Origin of the sequence: Kocuria dechangensis, assembly GCF_014636775.1 — a bacterium.
Classification (GTDB): domain Bacteria; phylum Actinomycetota; class Actinomycetes; order Actinomycetales; family Micrococcaceae; genus Kocuria; species Kocuria dechangensis.
The window spans coordinates 1-25,848 of sequence record NZ_BMEQ01000038.1 but is presented as its reverse complement, the minus strand read 5'-3'; the positions used below and the strand labels follow the sequence as shown (position 1 = coordinate 25,848).

The window sequence follows — 25,848 nt, the reverse complement described above, 5'->3', positions numbered from 1 at the left end:
AGCTGGGAACACCGGCGACCCGGATGGCCTTCGACGCCGAGCACGAGGCCGTGCTGGCCACCCTGGCCCGGCGCGACCGGCTGGATGCGGCGATCACCGCGATGGCCGCCGACTCCCCGTTCACCCCGGTCGTGCACCGATTGTGCTGCCTGCGCGGGATATCGACGCTGACCGGGTTCGGACTGGCCGTGGAGATCGGTGACTGGGACCGCTTCACCGGCAACACCATCGGCGCCTTCCTCGACCTGGTGCCCTCCGAGCACTCCTCCGGGGCCAGCCGTGTGCAGGGCCCGATCACCAAGACCGGCAACACCCACGCCCGCCGCCTGCTGGTCGAGGCCGCCTGGCACCACCGCCCCGCCTACCGCATCGGGGCCACCATGCGCGCCCGCTGGGACAACGCCCCGGCCGCCGCCCGGGCCCGAGGCGACGCCGGCAACCGCCGGCTGCACGAACGCTGGGTGCGGATGCTCGAGCGCAAGAAGCGACCCACCGTGGCCAATGTGGCCATCGCCCGTGAGCTGGCCGGATGGTGCTGGTCCCTGGCGGTGATGGAGGACTGATCCGCCACCCCTGAGCTGGTCCCTCGACGCTGATCCTCAGGCAGCGCGTGGAGCGATCCGCGATACACCTATGAGCAGCCCCGCAGTGCCCTGTTGCGGTGCGACGCTCGATGCTAGACACGCGGTCCGCTCCAGCCGAACACCGTCCTGCGGTACCCAACCCGCGCATATCAGTCTGACCGCGCGTCGCCACCGACACCCTTGCCGGACCAGTGCCGAGACGGACCGAAAAGAGGCGCCGCCCGGAAGCCATCCGGACGGCGCCTCACCCTGCCCTCTTGACAGGAAACCCCTACATATCAGGTGTAAGAGGGCATGACGTTGTTGACACGGGCCGGAACGCGTGAGGCCGGGGGCTGATCGCCACAGGCGGTATGAGGCCGATGGTCCCTCTGTATTGTCAAGCGGCCATTACCATCGGCTGGGTGATCTGGACCGGTGGCCCGGCGCAGTCGTTGGTCATGGCGCGCCAGATGGTGCTCGCCAGCTGGCGTTTCAGGCAACGGATGGCTTCTCTCGGTGTTTTCCCCTCATCGCGTTTCTTGGCGTAGTAGGCGTACCCGGCGCTGGATGGGGTGCGGATCTGGATGATGGCCACGGAGTGGATGGCTGAGTTCAGGTCTCGGTTGCCGTAGCGGGAGAGTCTGTGGCGGCTGTGTTCGGCACTGGCGATCTGGATCGGTGCGGTGCCGCTGTAGTTGGCGAAGGCCGCCGCGGTAGGAAAACGGCGCGGATTCCCGGCACCGGCCAGGATGCGGGCGGCCAGCACAGGCCCGATGCCCACGATCTCGGTCAGTGTTGTGGGGTGCTCGATGAGCATCTTGCGGATCTGCTCGGTGTTCGCCGCCACGAGCCGGTCATGGTGGCGAACCTCGGCGATGAGGTCGCGAGCCACCTCGCGGCGGACGCGGTCGGCCGTGCCGGTGGGGCGCACTCGGCGCAGCAGTTGCGCGGCCCTGGTGGCAGTCAAGGACCGGGGTGCACCCCCAGGGATCAGCTCGCGCAGCAGGGCATGCAACTGGTTCAACAACCGGGTCCTGTGCTGGCTGAGGCTCTGTCGACGCTCGGCGAGCAGAGCCAGGGCGTCGGTATGGTCTTCCGGGAACACCCGGCGGCTGTCGCCATGGACGGCTGCCGAGCCGGCGGCGGCCGCGGCATCAATCCGGTCGTTCTTCCGCCGCCCGCCGCGCGAAAGGCTGCGGAACCGGGCGGTGGCGGTGGGTGGGACGTCGAGGACCTCTTCGCCGTGGGCCAGCAGCCACTGGGCCAGGTGATGGCCCAACCCATCGGCGTTCTCGATCGCCCACTGCCGTGGCACCCAGGCACCGGCCCAAGCCAGCAAGCGTTGATAGTCCTGCAGGGACGCGGTGATGCGCAGGGTGCCCAGCTCGGTGCTCGTGGTCCCCTCGAGGACCGTGGCGGTGTGTGAGGCCTTGTGCGGGTCGACTCCGATGATGATCATCTTCAGGGTCCTTCTCGTCGTGCGCGAGTGGGGTCACCGCGGTCGACAAGCCGACTTCCAGACCTGCTGTGGGCTGGTGTGGTCATCCCTCTGTTGAGTCAGGCCGCAGCGGGGGTCAGGACGGTGACCAGACCATCGGCGAGTCAGCCCCGCGAGGGGCGACAGATAGTTGTCGAGCCAACCGCCGCTGACCCCCTGACAGTAGGCCTCGGGAAGCTACCCCGGGAACCTGCTGCTGCCCTGAACATAAGTCGGTAGTTGTAGTGGTTCACCCACGTCCCGATGGCGTCCCGGCGGGCCTGCTCACTGGCGTAGGGGCGGGCGTAAAGCACCTCGTCGGCCAGCAGCCGGTTGAACCGCTCCACCTTCCCGTTGTGCTTGGGCGTGTACGGGCGGATCCGCTGGTGCCGGGCCGCCAGCGAGAGCACGGTGCGGCGGAAGGCCTTGGCGCGGTAGTTCGCGCCGTTGTCGGTGACCACCCGGTGCAGCCGCTGGATGCCGTGGGCGGCGAAGAAGACTCGGGCCCGGCAGAGGAACCCGATCGTCGTCGCGGCGGTCTCGTCGGCGAGAGCTTCGGTGTAGGCCAGCCGCGAGAATCCGTCCACGGCCGAGTGCAGGTAGGTGTAGCCGACCTTCGCCCCGGGCCCACGCTTGGACTGCTTCGCCGCAACACTGCCGCGGCCGTGGGCCCGCCAGCCGCCGCCGTCGGGGATCCTGCCCACCTTCTTCACGTCGAGATGGACCATGTGCCCGGGCCACGCGGCGCGGATCCGTCCCGGGGTCCTGCGCGTGTTCTCGCCCTCGGGAGTGAGATCGCGCAGCCGGGAGATCCCGAGACGGGCCAGCCAGCGGCCGACGGTGCGCAGGCTGATCGCCACGGCCCGGTCGGCCAGGTGGCGGTGGATGCGCCGCGCCGACCATTTGCGCTTCCGGCGGAGGGTCTCGATGAGCTCCACGACCGTTGCCGGGGTGCGGGTGCTGCTGTGCCGCGGAGTCGATGGGCGATCGGCCAGCCCGGCTTCGCCGGATTCGAGGTAGCGGGCCACCCAGGTCGCCACCGTGGGCCGACTGACGCGGAACTCCGCGGCCACGTGGGCCTTCGGGATCCCGTCCTCGAGGTGGCGCAGCACCATGCGCAGCCGGCCGGTCGGGGTCAGGGGTGCATTAACGTGGGTCATGAACGGGCTCTCTCGCGCGGACGGACGGTGTAGGAACTTCCATCCTGTGGCGAGGAGCCCGTTCCTCATCTCATCGACGCACCCGCGACAAGAACCTCATGACCCACAACACCTAGGCGATGATCCCCGGACCGACGATGATGCCCCCGTCCCGGGTGTCCAGGCGGACGCAGTGACGGTCGACGACGCTCCGGGTGATCTCCTCGAGGCGCTGAGGATCCATGTCCTCACCGACGTGCCGCGCGATGAACTCGCGGGTGTCGGCCGCGGCCTCCTCGACGGTGTCGTAGTGGTGGTGGCGGGGTCCCCCGCCCACCCACTGACGAGTGACTGTGATGGTCATTGTTCTTTCCTCCCCCATGGTGTGCTGCAGAACGGCCCGCGTCCGATCGGGCAGGACCACCTCGGCGCTGCCGGGGTGGCCGCCCTCCCGTGGACCGCCGCCGCCCCGGGTCCCCCGATCCGTGAGCGGCACGTGCTCCGACGTCGTGCTCGTCGGCCCGCAGGGCGCCCTTCCCCTGGTCGTCCCCGTCCCGGATCGAGCAACAACGGCGTCCGGCTCGGGATACGGCACTCTGCGATGCACTCCTTAACTTATGCGAATTAAGGGATGTTGCCTGTCCCCACTTTCGCGCCCCGGGCGGGGGCCTCGTCCGGGACGGGACTGCGGCGGCTTCCTCAGTCGACCTCGGCGGCGCCCCAGCTGATGACGCCGAGAGGCCGGTGACGCTGCGCCTGCTCGTGGGCGCAGGCCCAGCAGCGGGAGCCGCGCACCGGGGGCGCGCCGCAGTCGCAGAGTCGGATCCGAGCCATGGAACTCATCTCCAGTACCGATGGTGACCCGGCAGGCGGTGACCTGCTGGGAGGCGCCCGGCAGGGCGTCCTCACCCTCTCTACCGGCGCGGCCCGGGTCCTGGATGCACCGGGTGACGCCGGGGACGGAAAAGCCCCGCCGGTCCGGGGCGGGGACGCCCGGAACGGCGGGGACCGTGGTGGTGCCCCAGGAGGGAGTCGAACCCCCGACCAAGAGATTCTCGTTCGGGGGTTCTCGTTGGGCTACTGCACATGACTACAGGTGACATCATCCCTAGTCAAGGCGCCTATTCCGGAGTTTTCCATAACATGACACTCCACCACTTTCCACTGTTTGTGTTGGGTAAGCGTTGGGTATACGATCGCAAAGACGCGGACGAACCCCCACCGCGTTCCCCCCACCGAAAGGCACCCCCCATGTCTTCCACCGTCACCCACACGTCCTGGTGCGAGCCCACCCACTGCATCGAAGACGCCCCCGACTCCGTCCTCCACACCACTGCCCCCCGCACCTTCCACGAGAACGGCTACGGCATCACCGTGGCGCTGAACAAGGGAAGCGGTGAAGCCCGCACCGCTGCTGATCTGAGCATCACCAGCGAACACCTGGACGCAGCCGGCATCCGAGCCCTCATCCGCAACCTCGAACTCCTCGAGGGCAAACTCCAGGCACTCGACGCAGCCTGACGACCCTTAAATACGACAATGGCCCCAGCTCCCGACTTTGGGAACTGGGGCCATTGCTATGGGCGACGTCAGACGGCGACCGGAGCCGACAGACCGTTGCGGACGAAGATCTCCTGCTGCTTCCGGTTGTTCGCCGCACGCAGTCGAGCGTTGATGAAGAAACCGTCGATGAGCGCCCAAACGCCAAGGCCACCGAGGGTGCACAGCAGACCAATGCCCATGCCCTTGTCGCCAAGGTAGAAGCGGTGCCCACCAAGAGCGCCGGTGAAGAGCCACAGGAGCCAAGCGACTCCCGCGCTCTTCTTCTCGTTGTCGTACTGCATCTGTGCTGCCGCGACGTTGCTGTCCATGGATCGATCCCCTCAATAAGCGACATCCGTCGCAAGCGCTATGCGGCTCCCCCAGGATTGGAAAGTTGCCGCCGCCCCGTCTAGCCCGGGGCATGTCTGGTCGGGTGAGACAAGAGCTACACCCTGGTAATTTCCAGACTAAATCATGGACTTTGCGTGTGTGCGACTGTGAAGGCGTATGTCGACACCATCATCCTGCGCCGGCGACGATCCCCACCGCGGTGCGTCGCAACCGCATCCCCACCTCGACCCCCAGAACGTACGGTCCCCCAGCGCCGTTCACCACACCCACCAGCGACAGTGACAACACCAGCATGACGCCGGCGAGCACCACCCGGTGCCAATCCTTCACCGCGCCCGCAAGCCTTCCCGCACAACGTACGTATTGCGGACGACGTCGATCCACGCCCCGAACTCCCCGCGCTGGTGAAGGTTGACCTTCGCCCAGTCGTTCACCGCGGCTTTCCAGTCCTGCACGCTCCCCCAACGGGCAGGGTCGAACTCGACAGCCCACCGTGGCACAGCCGGCCCCTGGTCCGCATTGCTCCGCTGCCTACGCGCCACGGTGCCCCCTCAGCCGGAGTGCGTTGCTACAGATGTCCATCCACGCGCCCAGGTGCTCCCGGCCCGACAGATGCCCGTCCGCCCAATCCAAGACGGCGCGCTGCCACGCCCCATAATCGGGCCAGTCATCCTCACGGAAGTCCACCACCCATCGCGGGACAGCCGGACCCATCTCCTCCGGCTTCCGCTGACGGACCGCCATTAGGCTGCATCCTCGTCGTCAACGATGCGGAAGCTACGCGCCCCCGTGGGCTCCTCAGCCTTCCCGCGCCGGTTCCCCCTCGAGGTACCCTCCACCAGCGGGATCCCGAGACTACGCACCAGGCGGTCAAGGGTCTGCCGCTGCATCCGGGCTTCACGCAACAGGGGGTTGACCACGCGCCCCTGTGGGCTCATCTCCGTAAGCGGCTGCTCCGCCGCTTCCCCCTCGAGCCGTTCAAGCGTGTCCATCACACGGCACGCCTCCACCAATACGGCCTCCTCAGCAGGGCTCAACTCATAGTCGTCCAGCACCCGCCGCCAAAACGCTTTACCGGCCCGCCCTAGATTCCTCGGCGCGCGCCTATTCTTGTCCGTCATGCTCAATCCCTCCAAAACTTGTGACCCGTCACAGCGACATAGCGAACGCTGTTCGGCGGGTAATACTCAATGTTCCGCCCGTCCCGGATACGCTTAGCGTCCCCCTCGGGCAATTCCGTGAAGATGTGCAGACCTTCGCCGCTGCGGCTGACCTCCACCAGCAGAGCGTCCGGGTATTGGTCCAGGATTTCTCGTGCCCACGGCTCGAGCTGCCCGCCCCGGAAACAGTGGTCCAGGTCAATGCACCCAATGTTGTTGCCCCCGATGACGTAACCCATCCCCGCGCCCACAGGAGACGCTTTGGCGGCCTCAAATGTCGCCCACGACTCAGGGTTAGACACGTCCACCATTCGGCCCGTACGGGCGCTTAGAGGGCGCTTCTGTGCGTCATTCCGAACCCATCGCGCCGCCTTACGCATCTGCTTAGGCATCCCCATATCGCGGTTCCACTTCGCCCGGCACTTCGGGGAACAGAACCTGGCATCAGCGCGGGCCGGCCCCATCGGCTCCCCGCATTCCCCGCACCGTCGAATCGTCATACCCTCAGCCTACCATTCACGGACGCAAAACCGTACGGATAATCCGCATGATTCCGGGGATTCCGCTAGCCGTTACAACCACACCAGCCGCCGGCACGCTGTACGTCGATCTAAGCGCCCCAAATATGTCCGCCAAACACCTGTTCACCCAAAACCCCATAAGGCCCGGAGAATGCCACACAGCGCCTTACAGGGCTATCCCAGCGATAAGAGGCAAAGTTTCACCAGGCACCGGGAAGGATCCCACTATAAGGAAGGGTGGGACGAAAGGACGGGGCCGGAGGGGCATGCCGGTGGGTATCACGTTTGGTTGCTGCGGTCTACCCTGTCACGCGATTGGGTGGAATGCGTCGTCCCATTTGCCGGCCGTGTTAGCATGAGCTTGGCTCATGCGTTACGTGAGACGTGTCTCTGCCGTCACCACAGCAACGGGCGCTTGACCTCGGGGATTGGGCCAGGTGGCTTAGTGGGCTTGCTGGGTTGAGTGGTGCTCTTCCCTGTTGCGCTGCTTCCTCTTGTCCCGTTTCCTCTTGTTCCGTTTCCTCTTGAACTATTGCAAGCTCGATTGTCGATGAGCCGGAACAATCGGCCCAAGTAAATCTCCTCCCAAACTCAGCGGAGTCACGTGGTCACAAGTGAATCCCATGCGCGCGTGTGAGCTGAGCGACCAATCGAATGGCTGCTGACAATGGACGCAGACGTCATCGTTCATCTGTGTGCGCCTGCGTAACGCTGCTGTGCGTTTCCTGTATTCATAGTCTGAGTAAACCGACATGCTGTTCCTTCCTGGCACAAGGCCGCGCCCCGCTACTCGTGTGTGGGCAACGGGGCGCGGCTGGTCGTGCTGGTGTTGCTGGTTAGCCGAAGAAGGATCCGCGGGCGGGCCGGCGCTTGCCCTGCTCGATCAGCGGTCGCAGGTCATCGCACGTGGTGAGGGAGTCATCCCCGGTGAGCTTGGCGTACTGGACGCGGGCCACGGCGCGGGACTCGCTGCTGTGGGGGGTCAGCTCATCGGTTGCCGCCTCGGCTGCGTTCCACAGCTTGATTGCCTCGTACGGGTCATGCACGACAAGTGCATCCTGTTCCGCGAGGTACACGATCCAGGCGATAGCGTCTGCGCCCTTGGGGACTGCTCCACCCCGGGGCTCCTCGGTTTCGAACCGGGTTGCCGGCGCGGATTCTGCCCACTGGTGCATCACCTCGTGGAAACTCCCGGCCTGGGGGCGGACGTTGGCCTTCGCGGCGGCACGTCGTCGTCCGATGAAGTGCGGGTGCACTCGGAGCGGGTCCCCGGTGAACGCTGCGGCGGCGAGGATCGACACCTCGGTGTCGCTGACGGTGTGCCTCGTGAGCTCCCGGTAAGCGCCGGCGAGCTGCTGCCACTCTGCGGCAAGCTGCTGGAGGATCTTCCACTCTTCGACCGCGTCGAGGTGGATAGCGTCCTGCGCGCTGAGCGGGCGGTGACGGAGCCCGTACAGCTTCGATGCGATGGTGGCGACGCGGTCGCGGATTTCCTCGGTGACGGCCTCGGTCGAGTTCTCCTCGAGGTCGCGGAGCTGGTGCTCGGCGCGGTCCATCGCGGAGGCGAGGACTGCGAGGTCGTGCGTCTCGGCTTCCCTACGGTGCTGCTCGAGTCGTGCGGCGTCCAGGACTGACTGAATCGCGGCGGGGCCGTCTGCTGCCAGTAGAGCATCGGACACGGCGCGGTTGGTCTCGAGGATTGCCGGCTGGTCTGCCTGTCGGCGCTTGACCTCCTGACGCAGTCGCACCGCGGTGTCGCGGAGCTTCACCCATTCGGGCGCGGAGGATTCGAGGACGTCTGCGGTGAGGCCGGTACGGACGGTGCGGGTGGTGTTGCTCATGTTTGTTCTCCTCTTGGTTCGGTGATTACTTGGTGAAGGTGGCGTAGTAGCGCGGGCCAGCGTCGCGGCGGGTGACTTCCCGCAGGATGTAAAGCTGGTGATCCCGGAGGCTTTCGTCACTCATCACACTCAGATAGTCGTGGTCTCCGCGGGTTCCGTTGTTTCGGCGGGTGGCCTGTTCAATGGCGATTTCCTCAAGGTGCTTCTTGAGGTTCTCGGTGGTCTGCGAGCTGATTTCCATGGTTAGTTCTCCTGAGTTGTGATGCGGTCAAATCGCGGCGCCTTCGAGGCGACTGCGAGTTCTCCGCTGCTGTCGACGATGAGCGCCATTCTTTGTGCGCTGAAGGCAACGACGGGAACGCGGGTTCCGTCAGCGAATACGGCCCACACTGGGCGCAGACACGGGATCATGTGGCCTTTGCCTTTCAGCGGTCTGCGAGGGCTTCAAACGCGGCGGAGACTGCCGTCTGCCGCCTGAGCGGGGTCGACTGCGCCTTGAGTTCCTCGAGCGCGTCGACAAGTTCAACGGCGAGCCTGTGTGCTGCGTCGGCGTGGACGACGAACTTCGGGAACCCGCCGTTGCGGAATGCGATGCCCGGGTGTTCGTTGCCTCCGGGTTCGCGGATGACGGCGCATTCAACGGTGATACCCTGCGAGTCCTCGTTGACGCGGTCGAAATAGGTTTCTTTGTTGTGCCAGGTCATTAGTTGTTCTCCTTATCGTGCTGCTCTGCGATATCAACTAGCTGGTCGCTGATGTTGATGAGTTCGTCCATGGAAAGGAAAAGGAATCCTTTGCCGCTGCGGACCATGGCCCCGGGGGTGGCGCTTTTTTTCCCAAGATCCCATGTGTAGGTGGTGACGGTTGCTTTCACGGTGTTTTCCTAACCGATGAGCCGAATGACGGCGGTGGCGATGGTGAGAGCGATTTCCCAGGCGGGGAGGATGACGATCAAGGGGGCTCCTTAAATGGGTGGCCCGTCCCTGGTGATGCCCAGGGACGGGCCGTGGTGGTGCTGCGGTGTTAGCGGAGGGGGTTGGCGTCGATTTCCTCGAGCGTGAGCCCTCCGAGGCGTTTGTCGACTTCCTCGAATGTCATTCCCGCGTAGTGGGCGAAGAAATCGTCGAGTGTGACTTTCTGGTTTTCCATGTCTCTCCTTATGCGGCGGTGCCGGGGTACGGGGTGGGAAGATCCCCGTCTGCGTAGAACCACACGGTGCCCTGGTAGACCTTTCCGGTCTCGGCCCCGAGGATTCGCAGGAACCCGTTGAAGTAGCTGGTGTTCCGTACGCTGGTGCCGGCGTCGTCGACGACGAGCCCGTTACGCCAGTTCGCCCCGGTAATGCTCTTGGGGCGCAGCCCCACCGGGAGCGGGACGATATTGATGTGGCCGGCGGTGTTCACGCTCACCCCGTTGAACATCACCATGACCAAATCGTCGCGGCGGCGGATGAACACCGACCCGCCATTCACTGACGCCGTTTTGGTGGTGGTGATGTCTCGGGTTCCGGTGTCCTTGATCCTTGGTTCCAGCGGCTTCGAGGTGACACTCTTCGGGGTTGCGTTGCCCATGGCCGTGTAGGCGGCGGTGTTGGGGTGCAGTCCGTCCCCGGAGTCGTACTGCGCCTGGAGCCCGGTCTGCTCGGGGTTGCCGACCAGGGCCGCGAAGTCGATGATCGATCGCACGCCCTTGGGCATGGTCCGCAGCCAGTCGTTGTAGGCCCGCTGGACGTCCATGACCTCAGTGGTCTTGGTGGATGCCGGGGTGATGGTGGCTGCGTGCAGGACCGGGGCGACCTTGTCGCGGAGCAGGTCCACCGTGGTGTTGAACCTCTCCTGCACCGTGGCCAGGGCAACACCGTTACCGATGTCGTTCTGGCCCATGAAGTGGATCACCGCGTCGGGCTTGTCCGTGGCCCCGTAGATGCCCCAGATGTGGTCACCCGGGGTGAGGTGCTCGATCATCCCGGTCCCGGGCCAGGCGTAGTGCACGGGCAGGAACCCGTTGAGGCGCCCGTACTGGGAGGGCCAGGAATCGAACATCGGGCGGGTCGCACCAGTGCCGGCGGTGATCGAATCCCCGTAGGCGGCCACTGCCGGGACGTGCACGGGCACTTCGGCTTCGATCCACCAGTCGAACGGCACCCGGTTGACCACGGACCCCGCCGCGAGGGCTGTGACGTCAGCCGCTGCGTAGGTGATCCAGGCGTGGCCCAGGGGGTAGGCGGCGGTGGTGGCGGTGGCGTTGTTGATGCCGAAGCTCAGCAGGTGCTCCACGTCGGCGGGCAGCTCGTGGTTGATCCACGACGAGACCCACTCGGTGGTTCCGGCGGGGATCGTCGCAGCCCCTGCCACCTGTGTCGGGGTCGCAGTGTAGGTCCCGGTGGTGGTGGAGCCCTTGCCGATCCACACCCCGGTGAGGGCGTGGGAGGTGTTGACCGTCCCGCCGGTGCGGGTGTGCCAGTTCCGCACGTGCACTCGCCACCTCGGGATCGTGGCACCGTAGTGGACGGGGACCCGTACGGAGCGGCCGACGATGTCGGTGTTCGTCTCGGTCGTGCCAGCAGTCAGCGCCAGGGGCACGGTCTTCACACCGGAGCCGGGGGTGGTCTGCTTCGGGGACGCCACGGCAGGGGCGATCTCGGTCCACGGGTACCAGACGCCTCCGGTCTTGTGGCGCGTCCATTCCTGCGTGCCGATGACCGGGCGCGTCGTCTGCTTGGTCGTGTTGCCCACGACGAGGTTCTCCACGATGCCGACACCGTTGAAGGGAAGCCCCAGGGCGGTGGAGACCGTGCCGGAGTAGACGTAGAACACACCCTGATCGGTGAGGGTGTCGAGGTTGTCCGCAGAAGACAGCACACGCCGGTTCCACAGTTCCGCAGACTGCTTCCACGCACCCCAGGTCCCGTTGGTCTTGTGACGGACCCAGCTGCCGGCCCCGTCAGCGGGCATCCAGGTGGCGCGCTTGTGAGTGTCGTTGTGGATGATGATTTCCACGACCCCGAATGAGGGGGTGGGCATCCCCAGCGCGGTGGCCGTGGAGGACGAGTTGATCGGGTAGAGCCCGGCGATGACGGGGGTGTCCAGCGTGTCACTGGAGCTGAGGGCGGGGCGAAGCCACTTGGAGTTCCGCATGAGGATTCCGACGGTGTCGGCCATGAACTTCGTGCCGTTCTCGAACACGCTGGACACGCCAGCCTCGAAAGTGGACTCGGAGCCGATGTAGCCGATTCCGTCGGCGTTGGTCTTGGCGTGAAGCGCCATATTGCTTTCCTTACTGTGTTCGGGCATGGAAAAACCCCACCGGCCTTAGCTGATGGGGCTTCCGTGTGTGTTGCTGGGGGTCCTACGCGGCCCAGTCGCGGGCGCGGCTGGCGTACTGCCAGGAGGAGGCTCGAGCCGCTTCCTTGAGCGCATCCGCGAACGGTTCACACTCCTCGAGAGGCAACCAACCTCCAGCCTGGCCCGGGCTCGTGAACCTGATGCCGGGTGATCCTGGTCCTGCTGCGGAGGGCTCAAAGTTGTAGCCGGCGGCTCGGAGCCCGAACCATGTCTTGCGCCACTCGTAGGGGTCCATGCGGGTCACTTCCTCTTCGGTGAGATCAGGAGGTCGATGAGGTGGTCGAGCCTCCATGCGGTGTTGGTGACGGTGTCTTCGATCCGGTCCAATCGCCGGTCAAGGGCTGCCAGTTCGGCGCGTACCTCATGGGCGTCGATCGTGGGGACGGGATGCTTCGTGGTCATCGGGTTTCCGTTCGGTGTCCGTGGTTGAGCCGGGCCTGCATGAGTTGTGTCGCGAGGTCGTCCCGGACTTTCTGGAGCTGCATGTTCCGGGCGTCGAGGCTGCGGACAAGGTCTTGTAGATCAGCCCTTGTCTTCGCAGTGCGGAGCATCATCTCCACACGCTCCGCACCGAGTCGGTCAACATCCGTCACTTGGTTCTCCCTGCTGCTCGTCGCCCCGCCCGGTTCATCCGTCGCAGGTAGAACGGGCAGTCATCGTCGTGCATGACCGTCAGGTGCGTGAGGTTGGGGCACTCAGGATCACGGCTCACCGAGTAGTCGGCATTGCACTGTTCGCACGCCACTGCACCTCGGGCTGCTGCTGCTTGGATTAGCGGTGCAAGGTTCACCGGATCACCTCCAGGTGACGGGGTGCCACATCTGCCACTTCTGCAACATTCGGAAGGTGGACATCTGTGAATGTTGCAGTTGTTGCAGTTGTGGCAGGTGCGTAGAGGCCACGCTTGGGGTTGGCGATCCGTCCCGCTTCGGTGGCCCTGCGCAGGTAGGACCGGAGCGTGTCCGGCTTCATGTGCAGAAGAGTCTCCAGGTCCTTCGGCCTGACACCCTCGGGGTAGCGGCTGACGATTTTGACGACCTCGGCCATCTCGTCGCCCACACCTTCGGTTGCACGATTCTCCTCCACTGCCTGAGCGGCGGCTTCAAGGTTCACCCCATCCAGGGACCATGTGCCCGTGTTGCCGTTGAAGGTGACTGCGTACTCACCCTCGGCTGCGTCACGACTGGTGACATTCAGCACCGCGGAAGTGTCATGCCTGGACCGGCGAAGCACCAAGATCGAGTCCGCCGCGCCGGCGAGCCCCTGGGTGCCCGACACGCTGTCGAGGAAGTCCGTGGTCTCAGCCTTCTTCGTGTGGTGAACGATGATCAGAGAAGATCCCGGGTGCGCGTCGACAAGATCCTTGAGCGCCGACATCTGCCCATAGTCCTTCTGGTAAGCGTCGTTGCCGCTGTAGACGCCCCGGACCTTCCCGAGAGTGTCCAGAACGACCAGTGGCTTCCGGTCCCCGTTGCGCTCCAAGAACGTCTCGATGGTGACGGCGGCACCTGCCGGGGTCGTCGTCATGAATGTCAGGTCCCGGGGGCCTTCGGTGATGCCGATAGTCCGGAGCCTGGACTGCAACCGTCGTGGCCCGTCCTCGAGGGCGAGATACAGCACAGGGCGGCGATCCACACGGATACGCCCGAAGGCGTGACCACCCGTCGCAGCGGCGACACCGAGACCCAACACCATCCATGACTTGCCGATCTTGGGCGCCGCTGTCAGCAAGGTCAGGCCCTCCGGGATCACACCGGGGACGACGTACTCCACAGCAGGGAACTCCTGGTCGGTGAGCCATGCCGCGGTGAACGCTTCGTCGAGCGGGTCCGGGGCGGACGGGTCGAGGTAATCGCTCATGCGATCACCTGCCGGGAAGAGAACATGCTGTGGAGCTCCTGGGGGGTCAAGTTGTTGTTGCAGTGCTCGGCGCGGAACTTGTGGTCAAAAGGGAAGAGAAGGTCGTCAGCCGGGCCAGTGCCACGGTCGAGGGCCGCGGCGAATGCTGCTCCGAGGTTGCTCACAGGGTGACCCCCTTCGGCATAGCGAGGCACCGGCCAAACGAATCGCGGCCGTAGTGGAGCATCGCCTCATTGATGGCGGCTTCGGCGTTCTCTTCCGGGCTCTGGCAGTCGGGGCAGAGAATCCACTTGGGCACGCCCCGTCGCATCTCCACGTTCCACTCGCCTCGGCCTCGGTACTTCTTGCCACAGCGGTGGCACCGGGAGAGCGTGTTGACGTCCTGCTTGGTTCCGGTAGTGTTGTCAGTAGACATTTCGGTTCCCTCCTGGGGGACTAGAGAGGCCCTGGTGCGTGTGCTTGGCGGCGATGCACTGGGGCCGTTGTCTTTCGCGATCCACGTTGGCGGCTGCTGTATTGCCAACCGGATCTGCATATTGAATTGCGCTTGCTAGACGGGGATCGGGGTTGAACGTTCCCTTGCCGATCTGGTCGGCTATGCGTTTAGCCCGGGACCATGAAATGGGCGGACCTTCTGCCTGGTAGTGGTCGAAGATCGCTTGGACCGTTTCTTTCCGAGAGCGCGTTGGGGTAAGGACTTCGAGCATTTTCCTGCTCTCTCCCCGGGAGTCCCTCGGGGGTTCGATGGTGCTGCTAGTTCGTTTCCTGTCGGCCCTCTTGGAGCCACTGCTCCACATCGCTCGGCATATAGAAGACCAGGTGCCCTCTTTTGATGAAGACCGGCCCGGTGCCCCGGTGCCGCATCTGCGCGAGTGCTGCCTCGCTGATGCCCAGCCACTCGGCTACGTCCTTGCCCCTGACGGGCTTCTCGATCGTGTCCATTCGTTTCGTCACCCCCCTCCCTCTCAAGTGGTCCATATGGACCATCTGTGAATCAGGATAGGGGCCCCGTCATGGGATGTCAAGTGGTCAAGACGGAAGATCCCAAAAAACTTCTAGACTGACCACATGAGCACAGTCGCGGAGGTCCTCGGGCACAACGTCAAGCGCCTTCGGCAGGAACGCGGATGGACACTGGACGACCTCGCCCGCGCCGGCCACACGCGGGGACACAAGTGGAATACGGGGCGCATCTCCAAGATCGAAAGAGGCAACACGGCCCCCACCATCGAGCTGCTGCTAGTCCTCGCACTGTCGTTCGAGGTTCCGCCCGTGGAACTCCTGCGGACGGAAGAAGAAGTGGAGCTTGGTGAGGGGGAGTTTGTCACCGGGCAAGCACTGGTGGACGTATTCACGGGCCGCACGACCGAACTGGAGGTGCGGGACGTGCCAGGGGCCGAGGACAGGCTAAAGAAGCAACTCCTCGGCGTGACCGTGGATATGCAGGAGGTCCAACAGATCACAGGTGAAACCTTCAACTTTCGCCAGCACGAGGCCGCGCGTAAGGCCTACGGGCTCACGGATGAGCGTGCAGCCAAGAAATTAGGCATGACGGACAATCAACTCCTGGGATGGTCCTTGCGCTTGTGGGGCAAGGTCCTGTCCCAGGAGGTCGAGGAACGCGCCGGCCAGGATGCAACCGCCCAGAAGAAGGGCCACGTCACCCGGGCACTCGTAAAGGAACTTGCCGACGCTACGGGGAAGCGATGAACCCCCGCCCTCCGCTCCCCATCGGGGCTCACGGGAGAGTCAGCTTCACCACCGCCCCATCAGGCGCAGTCACAGCCAAGGCCAGGTTCCGCGACTATGACGGGCGGACCCGCCTGGTCGAGCGTTCCGGGAAGTCCAAGGCTGCCGCGGAACGGGCGTTGAAGGCGTCTTTCGTGGAACGAACGATCCCTTCTGACACAGACCTAACCGGCGACGCACGTATCAGCATGCTGGCGGAGGCGTGGTGGGTCGACTTCCTAGACAAAGACCGGGCGCCGGCTACCGTCCGCCGCTACAGGGAAGTGTTGGACAGCTACATCTTGCCGAAGCTCGGCGGGGTCCGGCTGCGTGAAGCCAGGGTCGGGCTACTGGACAACGCACTCAAATCGATCAGGGAGAAGCACGGGGCACCCACGGCGAAACTCAGCCAAACGGTGTTGCGGCAGATGTTCGCCCTCGCGGTTCGCCGTAACGCGCTCACGGTGGACCCTATGCGCTCCGTGACGCCGGTCCACGTCGAACAGAAAGAGGTTCAGGCTCTCACGGTCCCCCAGGTCCAAGACCTCCGCTCCAAGGTCTCCGGGGACGTCCTGGACGCTCTGGACGTCCTGCTGGCGACTGGGGCCAGGGTTGGGGAGCTGCTGGCGATCCGATGGGAGGACGTCGATCTGGACGGGGACCGGGCGAAGGTGTCGATCACGGGCACCGTGGTGCGTACTCCCACCGGGCTAATACGGCAGGACAACCCGAAGTCGCGGGGGTCCATGCAACGGCTGTACCTGCCGGTGTTCGGTGCCGAGGCGTTCCGCCGCAGGGGGAGGTTTGGGCCGCTGGTGTTCCCAAACGCCGCGGGGAACCTGTGGGAGCCAACTAATTTTCGGAAGGTGTGGCGCGAAGCAATGAAGGGCGCCGGCTACGAGCACGTGAACCCGCATATGATCCGGGCGACCGTGGGAACACGACTGGCAAGGGCTGAGGGTGTGTCTGCTGCGTCCGCTCAGCTTGGCCACTCCTCGGAGGCGATCACCATCAAGCATTACGTCGAGAAGCTCGCTGACGCCCCGGATGCCACCGGCGCTCTCGAGGTGTTCGGGGAACCGAAACCGTTGGGTTAACGATGGATCTGCTACTTCCGAACAAACGACGAACCCCCTCCCCCTGGCATTCGGCCTAGTGAGAGGGGGTTTCGTGTGCCCCAGGAGGGAGTCGAACCCCCGACCAAGAGATTAGAAGGCTCCTGCTCTATCCACTGAGCTACTGAGGCGGGCCGCGGCGCACCGCGACGCGAACGAGTCTAGCAACAGGGGCGAGGAGGGCCGCTCAGATCACCGCGCTCAGGGGCGAGGGCTGGTACCGGCCCCGGAACAGGCGTCTGGTCGCGGGATCGAGGAACCACAGGTACACCCCGTAGGACAGCGCGACGATCGCGGCGATCAGCCGCCCCGAGCTGAGGTCCAGGTCGAGGTACGGGAACACGTCCAGCTGGTCGGAGACCGCGTAGATCATGAAGAACGCCGTGAGGAAGAACAGGATGTCCACCTGCCAGTCGCTGCGGATGCCCGTGACGGCGAACAGGGGGATCAACCACACCACGTACCAGGCCTGGATCATGGGCGAGAAGAGGACGATCGCGGTGAGGGCCCACGCGAGCCGGCGGATGATCTTCCCGTCCCGGCCGCGGAACATCAGCCACAGCACGATCGGCACCGCAAGTAGCTGCCCGACGCCGTGCACCGCGTCCATCCACTGCCCCCGGTCCGCGCCCACGGCGGCCGCGAGCGACGCGGCGACGATGCCGGCCAGGCCCACGGGCGCGTACCAGATGTAGACGGAGCCCGGCGTGGACATCGCGGAGACCCAGCCGAAGCCGAACCCGTTGATCAGCCCCATGACCCCCAGCAGGGCCAGCGAGTAGGCGAGGGTGAGGAACCAGACGACGAAGCGGCGCGGCCACGAGGCGTTCCGCCCGGCCCACAGCAGGCCGATGAAGGGCAGGAAGACCAGGGTGATCGGCTTGATGGCCACGGACAGCGTCACCAGGGTGGTCCCGAGCAGCCCGCCCCGCCAATCCCGGCGCACCGCGGCGGCGTAGGTCCCGCCCAGGGCGAGGGCGATCATGATCGCGTCGTTGTGGGCGGAGACGATGAAGTTGGTGAGGAACAGGGGGTTGGCCACGCTCAGCCACAGGGCGCGGTCGGGGTTGATGCCGTGCAGCCGGGCGAGCCGAGGGACGAGCCACATGATGGCGAGCACCGAGAGGACGCACAGGGCCCGGAACCACAGCACGGCCGCGTCCGGGGCCGCCCCGGTGATCCCCACGACCAGCTGCTCGATCCAGAGGAACAGGGGCCCGTAGGGCGGCGGGGACTCCGACCACAGCTGGTCCGCGCCGAGCTGTAAGAAGTTGTCGATCGTGGACACGCCGTACTCGTAGGGGTTCAGCCCGCTGGCCATCACCCGGCCCTGCCCGATGTAGGAGTAGACGTCGCGGCTGAACAGCGGCACCGTGACGAGCATGGGCACCGACCACGCGGCGATCGCGATGCGCACCCACCGGCCGGAGCCGGGCCCCCACCGGTTGAGCTTCTGGCCGAGGCGCAGCCACTCCCGCACCAGCAGCATCCCGCCGACGGCGAGGAGGAGGATCGAGACGATCACGCCGGTGGTGGTGAACCGCATGGCGATGATCAGCGGCTCCTGCCGCAGAGGCGAGACGGAGGCGAGCCACCCGACCCCGAGGGAGCCGAGGAGGAGCATGAGCGAGCCGACGGTGCCCATCACCACGGTCCGCAGCGGGGAACCGGAGACGTAGCGGGGCCCGCCGGGGACGGCCAGGGCGGGCGCGCCGCCCTCGGCGTCGTCCGGCGGCCCCGTCCTCGAAGTGGTCTGCACTGCTCTCCCGATGCGTCCGTCCGGTGGGTCCGGGCGCCGCGGCAGGGCGGAGAGCGGACCCGTGGTCGCCCTGATCCTATCCTCGGGACCTCGTGTTCCCCCGCCCGCCCGGGGACCGGGCGGAAGCTCACAGGACCCGGGGGGCGCGACGGGACCCGGGGAACCTCACGGGACCGGGCCGTGTCCGGCGGTGTCGGGCCCGCACGGTAGATTGTCGGGGTGGCTAATTCGAACGGACGCAACGGACGCATTGTGTGGATCGACTGCGAGATGACGGGGCTCTCCCTCGAGGACGACGCCCTCATCGAGGTCGCGGCGCTCGTGACGGACGACGAGCTCAACGTCCTGGGCGAGGGCGTCGACGTCGTGATCCGCCCGACCGAGGAGGCCCTGGCGCAGATGGGCGACTTCGTCCGCAACATGCACACGGCCTCCAAGCTGCTCGACGAGCTCCCCTCCGGCCTGACCATGGCGGAGGCGCAGGAGCAGGTCCTGGCCTACATCAAGGAGTGGGTCCCGGAGCCGGGCAAGGCGCCGCTGGGCGGCAACTCGGTCGGCACCGACCGCACGTTCCTGGTCCGGGACATGCCGGAGGTCGTGGCGCACCTGCACTACCGGGTGATCGACGTCTCCACCATCAAGGAGCTCTCCCGCCGCTGGTACCCGCGCGCCTACTTCCAGGCGCCGCCCAAGACGGGCAACCACCGCGCCCTGGGCGACATCCGCGACTCCATCGACGAGCTGCGCTACTACCGCCGCGCCGTCTTCGCCGCCGACCCCGGCCCCGACTCGGACACCGCCCGGGCGATCGCCGCCGAGATCGCGGCCTCCCGCACCGGCGCCTGAGCCCGCCGGCGGACCCCGCGGGGAGCCGCGCACGGCCGGCTCCGGCCGTGGTCGGGACGGCCTCCGAAATGCGGTACACTCGTATGCGTTGCCCAGCGGAAGCACGGTCTTCCGCCCGGGAACCCATGGTGGGCGTAGCTCAGTTCGGCAGAGCGCCTGGTTGTGGTCCAGGAGGTCGCGGGTTCAACCCCCGTCGCTCACCCGCCGTGAAAGGCCGCCTCGAGGCATCGAGGCGGCCTTTCGTCGTTCCCCCGTCCGTCGCCCGGCCCCGCCGGGCCGCCCGCAGCCGAAGGAAGTGCGTCATGGCCGTCCGCCCCGTGGTGATCACCGGCACCCCCGTCCTCCACCGCCCCGCCGCGAAGGTGACCCGGTTCGACGAGGAGCTGCGCACCCTCGTCGAGGACATGTACGAGACCATGGACGCCGCCCACGGCGTGGGCCTCGCCGCCCCCCAGATCGGGGTGGGCCTGCGGATCTTCACCTACGACTTCCAGAACGACGACGGCGTGGCGCCGCGCGGCGTCCTGGTCAACCCCGTGCTGACGCTGGGCAGGATCTCGCAGGACGCCCCGGACCCGGACGAGGAGTCCGAGGGCTGCCTGTCCGTGCCCGGCTACAGCTGGCCGCTCAAGCGCGCCGACTGGGTGCGCCTGACGGGCTTCGACGCCGCGGGCAGCCCCGTGGACTTCGAGGCCAACGGCTGGTTCGCCCGGGTGATGCAGCACGAGTACGACCACCTGGACGGCAAGCTCTACGTGGACCGGCTCAACGACAAGTGGGGCCGGAAGGCCCGCAAGGCCGTCAAGGCCGAGGGCTGGGGCCGCGACGAGAGCAGCTGGATGCCGGGCGTCGACGAGGACCCCTTCGGCCACTGACCCGGTTGCCGACCCGGCCACCGATTTGGCCGCCGTTCCGGTCGCCGACGGCCCGCGGGACCGGCTCGCCCCGGGGCTCAGTCCTCGGTGCGCACCACCACGAGCTCCCCGGCCGCGCGCGCCGTGGGCTCGACCAGCTCCGCGTGCCAGCGCTCCCGGGCCGCCGCCAGCAGGTCCTGCGGCGTCCCGACCGGCCGGCCCGCCGCCGCCCGCTCCACGAGGTGGCGGGCGAGCAGCCCGCGTGTGTGCTTGGCCATGTGGGAGACGACCTTCCGAGCCCCGTCCTGCTCCCGGACGACCTTGACCGCCACCGTCCGCTCCCGGGGGGCGCGCCAGGCCGCGGCGTAGGCCGCGGAGCGGCAGTCCACCACGATCCCGTCCCCGGCCGCCGGCTCGAGGGCCCCGGGGAGGTGGCGCTTCCAGTGGGCGGCGAGCCTGCCCAGGCCCGGCAGCTCCGTGCCCATGGACAGCCGGTACGCCGGGATCCGGTCCGCGGGCCGCACGGCGCCCCACAGGGCGGAGACGACCACGAGCGAGTCCGCCGCCGCGGCCCGCTGCTCCGCCGAGAGGCCGGCGTGGTCGAGGGCGTCGTAGAGGACGCCGGTGTAGACCTCCAGGGCCGGCGCCGCCGGCTCGGCCGCCAGCCGCGTGTTGCGCTCGACCTCCGCGCGCAGCCGCTCCCCCACCCCCAGGACCTCGAGGGCGTCGTCGCGCGCGCTGGCCTGCGCCAGGTGCGCGAGGACCTCTCCGCGGGCGGCGGTGAGCTCGGGGAAGCCGAGGGCGTCCAGGGCGGTGGGCGCGCCGGCGGCGGGGGCGGTCTTGGTCTCGGAGGGCGGCAGGAGGATCAGCACCCGCAGAAGTCTAGTGACCCCGGGTCCCGGCTCCGGACCGGCCGCCCGGCGGGTAGACTGGTCCGCGGACAGGTCGGCCGGGTGACCGCGGGCCGCGGCCGTTCCGGCCGTGGCGCGAGGAAAGTCCGGGCTCCGCAGAGCAGGATGATGGGCAACACCCACTCGGGGAAACCCGCAGGACAGTGCCACAGAAAACAGACCGCCCGCCCCGGCTCGTCCGGGTTGCGGGTCAGGGTGAAAAGGTGGTGTAAGAGACCACCAGCGCACCGGGTGACCGGTGCGGCTCGGTAAACCCCATCCGGAGCAAGGTCAGACAGGGTGCGCCCGAGGGCTGCTCGCCCGAGCACCCGGGTAGACCGCTCGAGCCCGTCGGCAACGGCGGGCCTAGATGGATGGTCACCAGCACGGCCCGGGCGACCGGCCGTGCCACAGAACCCGGCTTACAGGCCGGCCTGTCCCTCGTTCCTCCGGCGCTCCCGTCCTCCTCCGCTCCGCTCAGGACCGGACGAGGATCACCCCGCACTCGGGGCAGTTGAGCACGGCGTCCCCGGGGGCCGTCCGGAACTCCGCGGCGTCGGTGGGGCTCAGCGTCGTGCCGCAGGACCCGCACGACGTGCCCCGCAGCTCCGCCGCCGCGGGCCGCTCCGTGCCGCGGCCGGTGCGGATCCGCTCGTAGCGCGCCACCAGGGCGGGCGCGCCCACGGCCGCCGCGGCGGCCTCCCGCGTCTGCGCGAGCTCGTCCCGCTCGATCGTCAGGGCCCGGCCCTCCTCGTCGCGGGCGGCCACCCGCCGGCGGGCGTCGGCGTCCGCCTCCTTGAGCCGCGGCGTGATCCTCGCCCGGCGCGCGACGGCGTCGTCGAGCTCCTGCATGATCTCCAGCTCCGCGTCCTCGGCCTCGGCGAGCTGACGGGTGCGGGTCTCGAGCTCGTGCTGCAGGCCCATCAGGTCCTTCGCCGAGCCGCCCTGCTCCAGCCGCCTCCGGTCCTTGTCGATGGAGGCCTGGACCCGGGCGACCTTCTGCTCCGCGGCGTCCAGGCGTTCCCGGACCGCCTGCTCGGCGGCGTCGAGCTCCTTGGCGGCGGCGATCGCGCGGGCCCGCAGCTGCAGGGCCGCGGCGGTCTCCGGGTCGCTCGTCAGCTCCCCGATCCGCGTCCCGATCCGGCGCAGCCGGGCGTCGACGCGCTCCAGCTCGAGGAGTGCTCGTTGCTGCTCGGGCGTGGCGGTGCTCATGCGGTTCCTCCTGCGGTCCGGGGGCGGTCGGGGTCGTGGCCGGGATCGTGGCCGGGGTCCTGCTCGGGGTGGTCCACGCGGAAGTCCCACGGGTCGGTGCGGCGGGTGGAGACCGCGACCTCCACGGCGTGGCCGCGCGCGGCCAGCGCGTCCCGCAGGGCGGCGGCGCCCACCGGGAGCCACAGCCACTCGCTCGCGAAGTGGGACAGGTCCACGAGGTACGGCGTGCCGGCCGCACCCGGACCGGTGGCCGCCTCCCGCGCCTCGGAGGCGGGGTGGTGGCGGAGGTCGGCGGTGACGTACACGTCGGCGCCGGCGGCCCGGACCTCGTCGAACAGCGAGTCGCCCGCCCCGCCGCACACCGCGACGCGGCGCACGGCCGCCCCGGGGTCGCCGGCCACCCGGACGCCGTGGGCCGTGGCCGGCACGGCGTCCGCCAGCCGCCGGGCGAGCTCGCGCAGCGTGGTCGGCTCCGGCAGGTCCCCCACCCGGCCGATCCCCACGGCGGGGTCGGCGGGGTGCGGGGCGAGCGGCGTCGTCGCGGTCAGCCCTGCGGCGCGGGCCACGGCGTCGGAGACGCCGTCGGGGGCGGAGTCCGCGTTGGTGTGGCACGCCAGCAGGGCGCAGCGGTGCTCGATGAGCTCGTGCACGACCGCTCCCTTGAAGCGGTCGGCGGCCACGGAGGTGACCCCGCGCAGCAGCAGCGGGTGGTGGGTGATCAGCAGATCGGTGCCGGAGGCGACGGCCTCGGCCACGACCTCGGCCGTCGGGTCCACGGCGAAGAGGATCCGGCGCACCGGCTGGTCCGGGCGCCCGGTGACGAGACCGCTGGCGTCCCAGGGCTCCTGGAGGCGCAGCGGCCACAGCTCCTCGACGGCGTCGAGGACCTCCGCCAGGTCCGGGGCGGTCGGGGACGTGCTGGGCGCGCTCATGGGCCCAGTCTAGGAGCCGCTCCCCGGCGGACCGCGGCAGCGGCACGGGCGCGGGCGGGTCCCGGGAATGTTGCCGGGCCGAGCGTGTTGTACCGGGCATGGCCTCCAACGAACCCTCCGACGTCCGCCCTGCCCGCGCGACGCCCTCCCCAGCCGCCGGATCCGCCACGACCTTCGTCCTCGCCGGCGGGTGCTTCTGGTGCCTCGACGCCGTCTACCGGATCACCCGGGGCGTGCGCTCCGTGGTCTCCGGCTACACCGGCGGGGCCGTCGAGGACCCCTCCTACCACGCGGTGTGCACCGGCCGGACCGGTCACGCGGAGGCCGTCGCCGTGACCTTCGACCCCGCCGTCGTGCCCGAGGACGTGATCCTCGACCTGTTCTTCACCGGCCACGACCCCACGACCCTCAACCGGCAGGGCTACGACGTGGGGACGCAGTACCGCTCCGCCATGTTCTACGCCGACGACGACCAGAAGGCCCTCTTCGAGCGGGCGATCGTGCGGGCCCGGCCGCTGTGGGACCAGCCGATCGTCACGACGCTGGAGCCGCTCGGCGCCTTCTGGGCGGCCGAGCCCGAGCACCAGGACTTCTACGCGAAGCAGCCGTGGAACGGCTACTGCCAGGTGATCATCAACCCCAAGCTCAGCAAGGTCCGGCAACATTACTCCGCGTGGCTTACCGCGTAGTAGCGGTTGCGGCGCGTGGCTAGGCTGAGCTAGGACCGCGCCGCGGGCCCCCCGGCCCGCCGACGCCACGAGCACCACCCGAGATCCGACAGACCATCCCACCACGAAGGAACCGAGGTACACACATGGCGAAGATCTACGACGACGTCACCGAGCTCGTGGGACGCACCCCGCTCGTCCGCCTCAACCGGCTGGACGAGGGCCTCCCCGGCAACGTGGCCGTGAAGCTGGAGTTCTACAACCCCGCGAACTCGGTGAAGGACCGCATCGGCGTGTCGATCATCGACGCCGCCGAGAAGTCCGGCCAGCTCCGCCCGGGCGGCACGATCGTCGAGGGCACCTCCGGCAACACCGGCATCGCCCTGGCCATGGTCGGCGCGGCCCGCGGCTACAAGGTCATCCTGACCATGCCCGAGACCATGTCCACGGAGCGTCGGGTCATGCTGCGCGCCTACGGCGCCGAGATCGTCCTGACCCCGGGCGCGGAGGGCATGCGCGGCGCGGTCGAGAAGGCCCAGGAGATCGTGGACGCCTCCGACAACGCCGTCCTGGCCAGCCAGTTCGCCAACGAGGCCAACCCCGCGATCCACTACGCGACCACCGGCCCCGAGATCTGGGAGGACACCGACGGCGAGGTCGACGTGTTCGTCTCCGGCGTGGGCACCGGCGGCACCATCACCGGCGCGGGCCGCTACCTGCGCGAGCAGAAGCCGGACGTCCGGCTCGTCGTCGTCGAGCCCGCCGACTCCCCCCTGCTGACCCAGGGCAAGGCCGGCCCGCACAAGATCCAGGGCCTCGGGGCGAACTTCATCCCCGCGATCCTCGACCGGGAGATCTACGACGACGTCTACGACGTCACGGTCGAGGACTCCGTGCGCACGGCCCGCGAGCTGGGCACCAAGGAGGGCATCCTCGGCGGGATCTCCTCCGGCGCGATCGTCTGGGCCGCCCTGCAGGAGGCGGCCAAGGAGGAGAACCGGGACAAGCTGATCGTCGCGATCGTGTGCGACTTCGGGGAGCGCTACATCTCCACGCTCCTCTACGAGGACATCCGCGGCTGAGACCGTCCCCGCCCGTCAGGGACGGCGGCCCGCCCCGCCCGGGAATAGTGTCGCCCCCCGGCGACGTTGCCCCCGGATGTGGGCGGGCCCTTCCCGTGCCGCCCACGGAGCACCCGCGGGAGACCCCGCGCCACGGCCCGCCGGTCCCGGCGGGCCGGCCACCGACCCCGGAAGAACAGAGGACAACCGTGAGTTTCTGGAGCAGACTCTCCGAGGACCTGCAGACGGCCCGTACCCACGACCCCGCCGCACGGTCCCGGCTCGAGATCGCCCTGAACTACTCCGGCCTCCACGCCATCTGGATCCACCGGCTCAGCCACCGGCTGTGGCAGCATCCCGAGCGCCGGCTCGTGGCGCGCACGGTGTCCCAGCTCGGCCGCTTCCTCACGGGTGTGGAGATCCACCCCGGCGCGACCATCGGGCGGCGGTTCTTCATCGACCACGGCATGGGCGTGGTGATCGGCGAGACCGCCGAGATCGGGGACGACGTGATGATCTACCACGGCGTGACCCTCGGCGGGCGCTCCCTCGAGAAGGTGAAGCGGCACCCCACCCTGGGCGACCGCGTGGTGATCGGCGCGGGGGCCAAGGTGCTCGGGCCCGTCGAGATCGGGGCGGATTCCGCGATCGGCGCCAACGCCGTGGTCGTCAAGGACGTCCCCGAGGACTCGATCGTCACGGGCATCCCCGGCAGGGTCCGCCCGCGCACCCCCGAGAAGCAGCAGCCGCTCGTCGACCCGTCCACGTACATCGACCCCGCGATGTGGATCTGAGGCGGACCTGACACGGTCCCGCCCGCTCGCCGACAGGGACCAATAGGAGGAGGGCCGCGCACGGTACGTGTGCGGCCCTCCTCCTGCCGGTCCCGCTCCCGCCCCCGGCAGGGGTGCGGGAGCGGGACGGATGGAGCGGTCTAGGAGACGACCTCGGAGCGGTCCCCGGACCACAGGGTGTGGAACAC

30 protein-coding genes, 2 tRNA genes and 1 other RNA gene are annotated in these 25,848 nt (G+C 67.9%); 11 read left to right on the top strand and 22 right to left on the bottom strand.

What is annotated here, in order from left to right:
- The coding region (locus IEW07_RS19180; RefSeq protein ID WP_188540164.1) for a transposase at positions 1-563 on the top strand (563 nt) is incomplete at its 5' end.
- 400 nt (positions 564-963) lie between these two features.
- Here IEW07_RS19180 and IEW07_RS19175 read toward each other — a convergent pair.
- The 4 genes from IEW07_RS19175 to IEW07_RS21550 form a co-directional block, all read right to left on the bottom strand.
- Entirely contained in the window at positions 964-2,025 is a 1,062-nt protein-coding gene (locus tag IEW07_RS19175; protein ID WP_188540163.1) for an IS110 family RNA-guided transposase, read from the bottom strand.
- Positions 2,026-2,168: 143 nt separating this feature from the next.
- A complete protein-coding gene (locus IEW07_RS19170; protein WP_268235555.1) occupies positions 2,169-3,203 on the bottom strand; it encodes an IS481 family transposase in 1,035 nt (344 codons plus the stop codon).
- A 112-nt stretch (positions 3,204-3,315) separates the two neighbouring features.
- Positions 3,316-3,546, bottom strand: coding sequence for a hypothetical protein (locus IEW07_RS19165; protein WP_188540162.1), 231 nt, complete (start codon positions 3,544-3,546; stop codon positions 3,316-3,318).
- 335 nt (positions 3,547-3,881) lie between these two features.
- On the bottom strand, positions 3,882-4,016 hold the full coding sequence (locus tag IEW07_RS21550; RefSeq protein WP_268235554.1) for a hypothetical protein: 135 nt from the start codon (positions 4,014-4,016) through the stop codon (positions 3,882-3,884).
- 417 nt (positions 4,017-4,433) lie between these two features.
- Here IEW07_RS21550 and IEW07_RS19160 point away from each other — a divergent pair, with 417 nt between their 5' ends.
- A complete protein-coding gene (locus IEW07_RS19160; protein ID WP_188540160.1) occupies positions 4,434-4,703 on the top strand; it encodes a hypothetical protein in 270 nt (89 codons plus the stop codon).
- Positions 4,704-4,771: 68 nt separating this feature from the next.
- Here IEW07_RS19160 and IEW07_RS19155 read toward each other — a convergent pair whose 3' ends face one another.
- The 13 genes from IEW07_RS19155 to IEW07_RS19100 form a co-directional block, all read right to left on the bottom strand.
- Positions 4,772-5,053, bottom strand: coding sequence for a TM2 domain-containing protein (locus tag IEW07_RS19155; RefSeq protein WP_188540158.1), 282 nt, complete (start codon positions 5,051-5,053; stop codon positions 4,772-4,774).
- A 190-nt stretch (positions 5,054-5,243) separates the two neighbouring features.
- On the bottom strand, positions 5,244-5,405 hold the full coding sequence (locus IEW07_RS19150; RefSeq protein ID WP_188540156.1) for a hypothetical protein: 162 nt from the start codon (positions 5,403-5,405) through the stop codon (positions 5,244-5,246).
- A gap of 413 nt (positions 5,406-5,818) precedes the next feature.
- Positions 5,819-6,196 (bottom strand): terminase, encoded by a 378-nt coding sequence (locus IEW07_RS19145; protein ID WP_188540154.1) that lies wholly within the window; start codon positions 6,194-6,196, stop codon positions 5,819-5,821.
- A gap of 1,396 nt (positions 6,197-7,592) precedes the next feature.
- Positions 7,593-8,597 (bottom strand): hypothetical protein, encoded by a 1,005-nt coding sequence (locus IEW07_RS19140; RefSeq protein WP_188540152.1) that lies wholly within the window; start codon positions 8,595-8,597, stop codon positions 7,593-7,595.
- Between the two features lie 25 nt (positions 8,598-8,622).
- Positions 8,623-8,838 carry a hypothetical protein gene (locus IEW07_RS19135; RefSeq protein WP_188540151.1) on the bottom strand — a complete coding sequence of 72 codons (216 nt, stop codon included), beginning with the start codon at positions 8,836-8,838 and terminating at the stop codon, positions 8,623-8,625.
- A 184-nt stretch (positions 8,839-9,022) separates the two neighbouring features.
- Positions 9,023-9,301 carry a hypothetical protein gene (locus tag IEW07_RS19130; RefSeq protein ID WP_188540149.1) on the bottom strand — a complete coding sequence of 93 codons (279 nt, stop codon included), beginning with the start codon at positions 9,299-9,301 and terminating at the stop codon, positions 9,023-9,025.
- Positions 9,301-9,471: a hypothetical protein gene (locus IEW07_RS19125; RefSeq protein ID WP_188540147.1), complete on the bottom strand. Its 171-nt coding sequence runs from the start codon at positions 9,469-9,471 to the stop codon at positions 9,301-9,303. Before IEW07_RS19125 ends, IEW07_RS19130 begins: the two co-directional genes overlap by 1 nt.
- 149 nt (positions 9,472-9,620) lie before the next feature.
- Entirely contained in the window at positions 9,621-9,746 is a 126-nt protein-coding gene (locus IEW07_RS21545) for a hypothetical protein (protein ID WP_268235553.1), read from the bottom strand.
- An 8-nt stretch (positions 9,747-9,754) separates the two neighbouring features.
- Positions 9,755-11,863 (bottom strand): GDSL-type esterase/lipase family protein, encoded by a 2,109-nt coding sequence (locus IEW07_RS19120; protein WP_188540145.1) that lies wholly within the window; start codon positions 11,861-11,863, stop codon positions 9,755-9,757.
- Between the two features lie 318 nt (positions 11,864-12,181).
- On the bottom strand, positions 12,182-12,343 hold the full coding sequence (locus IEW07_RS19115; protein WP_188540143.1) for a hypothetical protein: 162 nt from the start codon (positions 12,341-12,343) through the stop codon (positions 12,182-12,184).
- A gap of 384 nt (positions 12,344-12,727) precedes the next feature.
- Complete coding sequence (locus IEW07_RS19110) at positions 12,728-13,801, bottom strand: AAA family ATPase (protein ID WP_188540141.1); 1,074 nt, start codon at positions 13,799-13,801, stop codon at positions 12,728-12,730.
- Between the two features lie 160 nt (positions 13,802-13,961).
- On the bottom strand, positions 13,962-14,216 hold the full coding sequence (locus IEW07_RS19105) for a hypothetical protein (protein ID WP_188540139.1): 255 nt from the start codon (positions 14,214-14,216) through the stop codon (positions 13,962-13,964).
- 338 nt (positions 14,217-14,554) lie between these two features.
- The gene (locus tag IEW07_RS19100) at positions 14,555-14,743 is read right to left on the bottom strand and encodes a helix-turn-helix transcriptional regulator (RefSeq protein ID WP_188540137.1); all 189 of its coding nucleotides are present in this window, start codon (positions 14,741-14,743) and stop codon (positions 14,555-14,557) included.
- A gap of 126 nt (positions 14,744-14,869) precedes the next feature.
- On the opposite strand from IEW07_RS19100, the gene IEW07_RS19095 reads away from it, so the two are divergent.
- Entirely contained in the window at positions 14,870-15,511 is a 642-nt protein-coding gene (locus tag IEW07_RS19095) for a helix-turn-helix domain-containing protein (protein ID WP_188540135.1), read from the top strand.
- 173 nt (positions 15,512-15,684) lie between these two features.
- Positions 15,685-16,626, top strand: a complete 942-nt coding sequence (locus tag IEW07_RS19090) for a tyrosine-type recombinase/integrase (RefSeq protein ID WP_188540134.1) — start codon at positions 15,685-15,687, stop codon at positions 16,624-16,626.
- Positions 16,627-16,702: 76 nt separating this feature from the next.
- Here IEW07_RS19090 and IEW07_RS19085 read toward each other — a convergent pair.
- Together IEW07_RS19085 and mptB are read right to left on the bottom strand one after the other, a co-directional pair.
- Positions 16,703-16,775, bottom strand: a tRNA-Arg gene (locus IEW07_RS19085).
- A 56-nt stretch (positions 16,776-16,831) separates the two neighbouring features.
- On the bottom strand, positions 16,832-18,403 hold the full coding sequence (gene mptB, locus IEW07_RS19080) for a polyprenol phosphomannose-dependent alpha 1,6 mannosyltransferase MptB (protein WP_229741983.1): 1,572 nt from the start codon (positions 18,401-18,403) through the stop codon (positions 16,832-16,834).
- Between the two features lie 219 nt (positions 18,404-18,622).
- Between mptB and orn the strand changes: the two genes are divergently transcribed.
- The 3 genes from orn to def all read left to right on the top strand — a co-directional run bounded on the left by orn (position 18,623) and on the right by def (position 20,124).
- A complete protein-coding gene (orn, locus tag IEW07_RS19075; RefSeq protein ID WP_371870249.1) occupies positions 18,623-19,249 on the top strand; it encodes an oligoribonuclease in 627 nt (208 codons plus the stop codon).
- Between the two features lie 128 nt (positions 19,250-19,377).
- Positions 19,378-19,451, top strand: a tRNA-His gene (locus IEW07_RS19070).
- Between the two features lie 100 nt (positions 19,452-19,551).
- Positions 19,552-20,124, top strand: coding sequence for a peptide deformylase (gene def, locus IEW07_RS19065; RefSeq protein WP_188540132.1), 573 nt, complete (start codon positions 19,552-19,554; stop codon positions 20,122-20,124).
- 77 nt (positions 20,125-20,201) lie between these two features.
- On the opposite strand, the gene IEW07_RS19060 is transcribed toward def, so the two are convergent.
- Positions 20,202-20,975 carry a YaaA family protein gene (locus tag IEW07_RS19060; protein ID WP_188540130.1) on the bottom strand — a complete coding sequence of 258 codons (774 nt, stop codon included), beginning with the start codon at positions 20,973-20,975 and terminating at the stop codon, positions 20,202-20,204.
- A gap of 69 nt (positions 20,976-21,044) precedes the next feature.
- Here IEW07_RS19060 and rnpB point away from each other — a divergent pair.
- An RNA gene (gene rnpB / locus IEW07_RS19055) (RNase P RNA component class A) lies at positions 21,045-21,434 on the top strand.
- A 36-nt stretch (positions 21,435-21,470) separates the two neighbouring features.
- On the opposite strand, the gene IEW07_RS19050 is transcribed toward rnpB, so the two are convergent.
- Complete coding sequence (locus tag IEW07_RS19050; protein WP_188540128.1) at positions 21,471-22,205, bottom strand: zinc ribbon domain-containing protein; 735 nt, start codon at positions 22,203-22,205, stop codon at positions 21,471-21,473.
- Positions 22,202-23,137 carry a Nif3-like dinuclear metal center hexameric protein gene (locus IEW07_RS19045; protein ID WP_188540126.1) on the bottom strand — a complete coding sequence of 312 codons (936 nt, stop codon included), beginning with the start codon at positions 23,135-23,137 and terminating at the stop codon, positions 22,202-22,204. The genes IEW07_RS19050 and IEW07_RS19045 overlap by 4 nt, the downstream gene beginning before the upstream one ends.
- Before the next feature lie 98 nt (positions 23,138-23,235).
- On the opposite strand from IEW07_RS19045, the gene msrA reads away from it, so the two are divergent.
- The 3 genes from msrA to epsC all read left to right on the top strand — a co-directional run bounded on the left by msrA (position 23,236) and on the right by epsC (position 25,660).
- The gene (gene msrA / locus IEW07_RS19040) at positions 23,236-23,826 is read left to right on the top strand and encodes a peptide-methionine (S)-S-oxide reductase MsrA (protein WP_188540123.1); all 591 of its coding nucleotides are present in this window, start codon (positions 23,236-23,238) and stop codon (positions 23,824-23,826) included.
- A 125-nt stretch (positions 23,827-23,951) separates the two neighbouring features.
- The gene (cysK, locus tag IEW07_RS19035; RefSeq protein ID WP_188540121.1) at positions 23,952-24,887 is read left to right on the top strand and encodes a cysteine synthase A; all 936 of its coding nucleotides are present in this window, start codon (positions 23,952-23,954) and stop codon (positions 24,885-24,887) included.
- A 188-nt stretch (positions 24,888-25,075) separates the two neighbouring features.
- A complete protein-coding gene (gene epsC / locus IEW07_RS19030) occupies positions 25,076-25,660 on the top strand; it encodes a serine O-acetyltransferase EpsC (protein ID WP_188540119.1) in 585 nt (194 codons plus the stop codon).
- Positions 25,661-25,848: the final 188 nt, after the last annotated feature.

Excerpts from the sequence above, each read along its gene's own strand:
- IEW07_RS19175 (WP_188540163.1), bottom strand. The coding sequence starts at position 2,025 with ATGATCATCATCGGAGTCGACCCGCACAAGGCCTCACACACCGCCACG.
- IEW07_RS19170 (WP_268235555.1), bottom strand. The coding sequence starts at position 3,203 with ATGACCCACGTTAATGCACCCCTGACCCCGACCGGCCGGCTGCGCATG.
- IEW07_RS19165 (WP_188540162.1), bottom strand. The coding sequence starts at position 3,546 with ATGACCATCACAGTCACTCGTCAGTGGGTGGGCGGGGGACCCCGCCAC.
- IEW07_RS21550 (WP_268235554.1), bottom strand. The coding sequence starts at position 4,016 with ATGGCTCGGATCCGACTCTGCGACTGCGGCGCGCCCCCGGTGCGCGGC.
- IEW07_RS19160 (WP_188540160.1), top strand. The coding sequence starts at position 4,434 with ATGTCTTCCACCGTCACCCACACGTCCTGGTGCGAGCCCACCCACTGC.
- IEW07_RS19155 (WP_188540158.1), bottom strand. The coding sequence starts at position 5,053 with ATGGACAGCAACGTCGCGGCAGCACAGATGCAGTACGACAACGAGAAG.
- IEW07_RS19145 (WP_188540154.1), bottom strand. The coding sequence starts at position 6,196 with ATGACGGACAAGAATAGGCGCGCGCCGAGGAATCTAGGGCGGGCCGGT.
- IEW07_RS19140 (WP_188540152.1), bottom strand. The coding sequence starts at position 8,597 with ATGAGCAACACCACCCGCACCGTCCGTACCGGCCTCACCGCAGACGTC.
- IEW07_RS19135 (WP_188540151.1), bottom strand. The coding sequence starts at position 8,838 with ATGGAAATCAGCTCGCAGACCACCGAGAACCTCAAGAAGCACCTTGAG.
- IEW07_RS19130 (WP_188540149.1), bottom strand. The coding sequence starts at position 9,301 with ATGACCTGGCACAACAAAGAAACCTATTTCGACCGCGTCAACGAGGAC.
- IEW07_RS21545 (WP_268235553.1), bottom strand. The coding sequence starts at position 9,746 with ATGGAAAACCAGAAAGTCACACTCGACGATTTCTTCGCCCACTACGCG.
- IEW07_RS19120 (WP_188540145.1), bottom strand. The coding sequence starts at position 11,863 with ATGGCGCTTCACGCCAAGACCAACGCCGACGGAATCGGCTACATCGGC.
- IEW07_RS19115 (WP_188540143.1), bottom strand. The coding sequence starts at position 12,343 with ATGACCACGAAGCATCCCGTCCCCACGATCGACGCCCATGAGGTACGC.
- IEW07_RS19110 (WP_188540141.1), bottom strand. The coding sequence starts at position 13,801 with ATGAGCGATTACCTCGACCCGTCCGCCCCGGACCCGCTCGACGAAGCG.
- IEW07_RS19105 (WP_188540139.1), bottom strand. The coding sequence starts at position 14,216 with ATGTCTACTGACAACACTACCGGAACCAAGCAGGACGTCAACACGCTC.
- IEW07_RS19100 (WP_188540137.1), bottom strand. The coding sequence starts at position 14,743 with ATGGACACGATCGAGAAGCCCGTCAGGGGCAAGGACGTAGCCGAGTGG.
- IEW07_RS19095 (WP_188540135.1), top strand. The coding sequence starts at position 14,870 with ATGAGCACAGTCGCGGAGGTCCTCGGGCACAACGTCAAGCGCCTTCGG.
- def (WP_188540132.1), top strand. The coding sequence starts at position 19,552 with ATGGCCGTCCGCCCCGTGGTGATCACCGGCACCCCCGTCCTCCACCGC.
- IEW07_RS19050 (WP_188540128.1), bottom strand. The coding sequence starts at position 22,205 with ATGAGCACCGCCACGCCCGAGCAGCAACGAGCACTCCTCGAGCTGGAG.
- IEW07_RS19045 (WP_188540126.1), bottom strand. The coding sequence starts at position 23,137 with ATGAGCGCGCCCAGCACGTCCCCGACCGCCCCGGACCTGGCGGAGGTC.
- msrA (WP_188540123.1), top strand. The coding sequence starts at position 23,236 with ATGGCCTCCAACGAACCCTCCGACGTCCGCCCTGCCCGCGCGACGCCC.
- cysK (WP_188540121.1), top strand. The coding sequence starts at position 23,952 with ATGGCGAAGATCTACGACGACGTCACCGAGCTCGTGGGACGCACCCCG.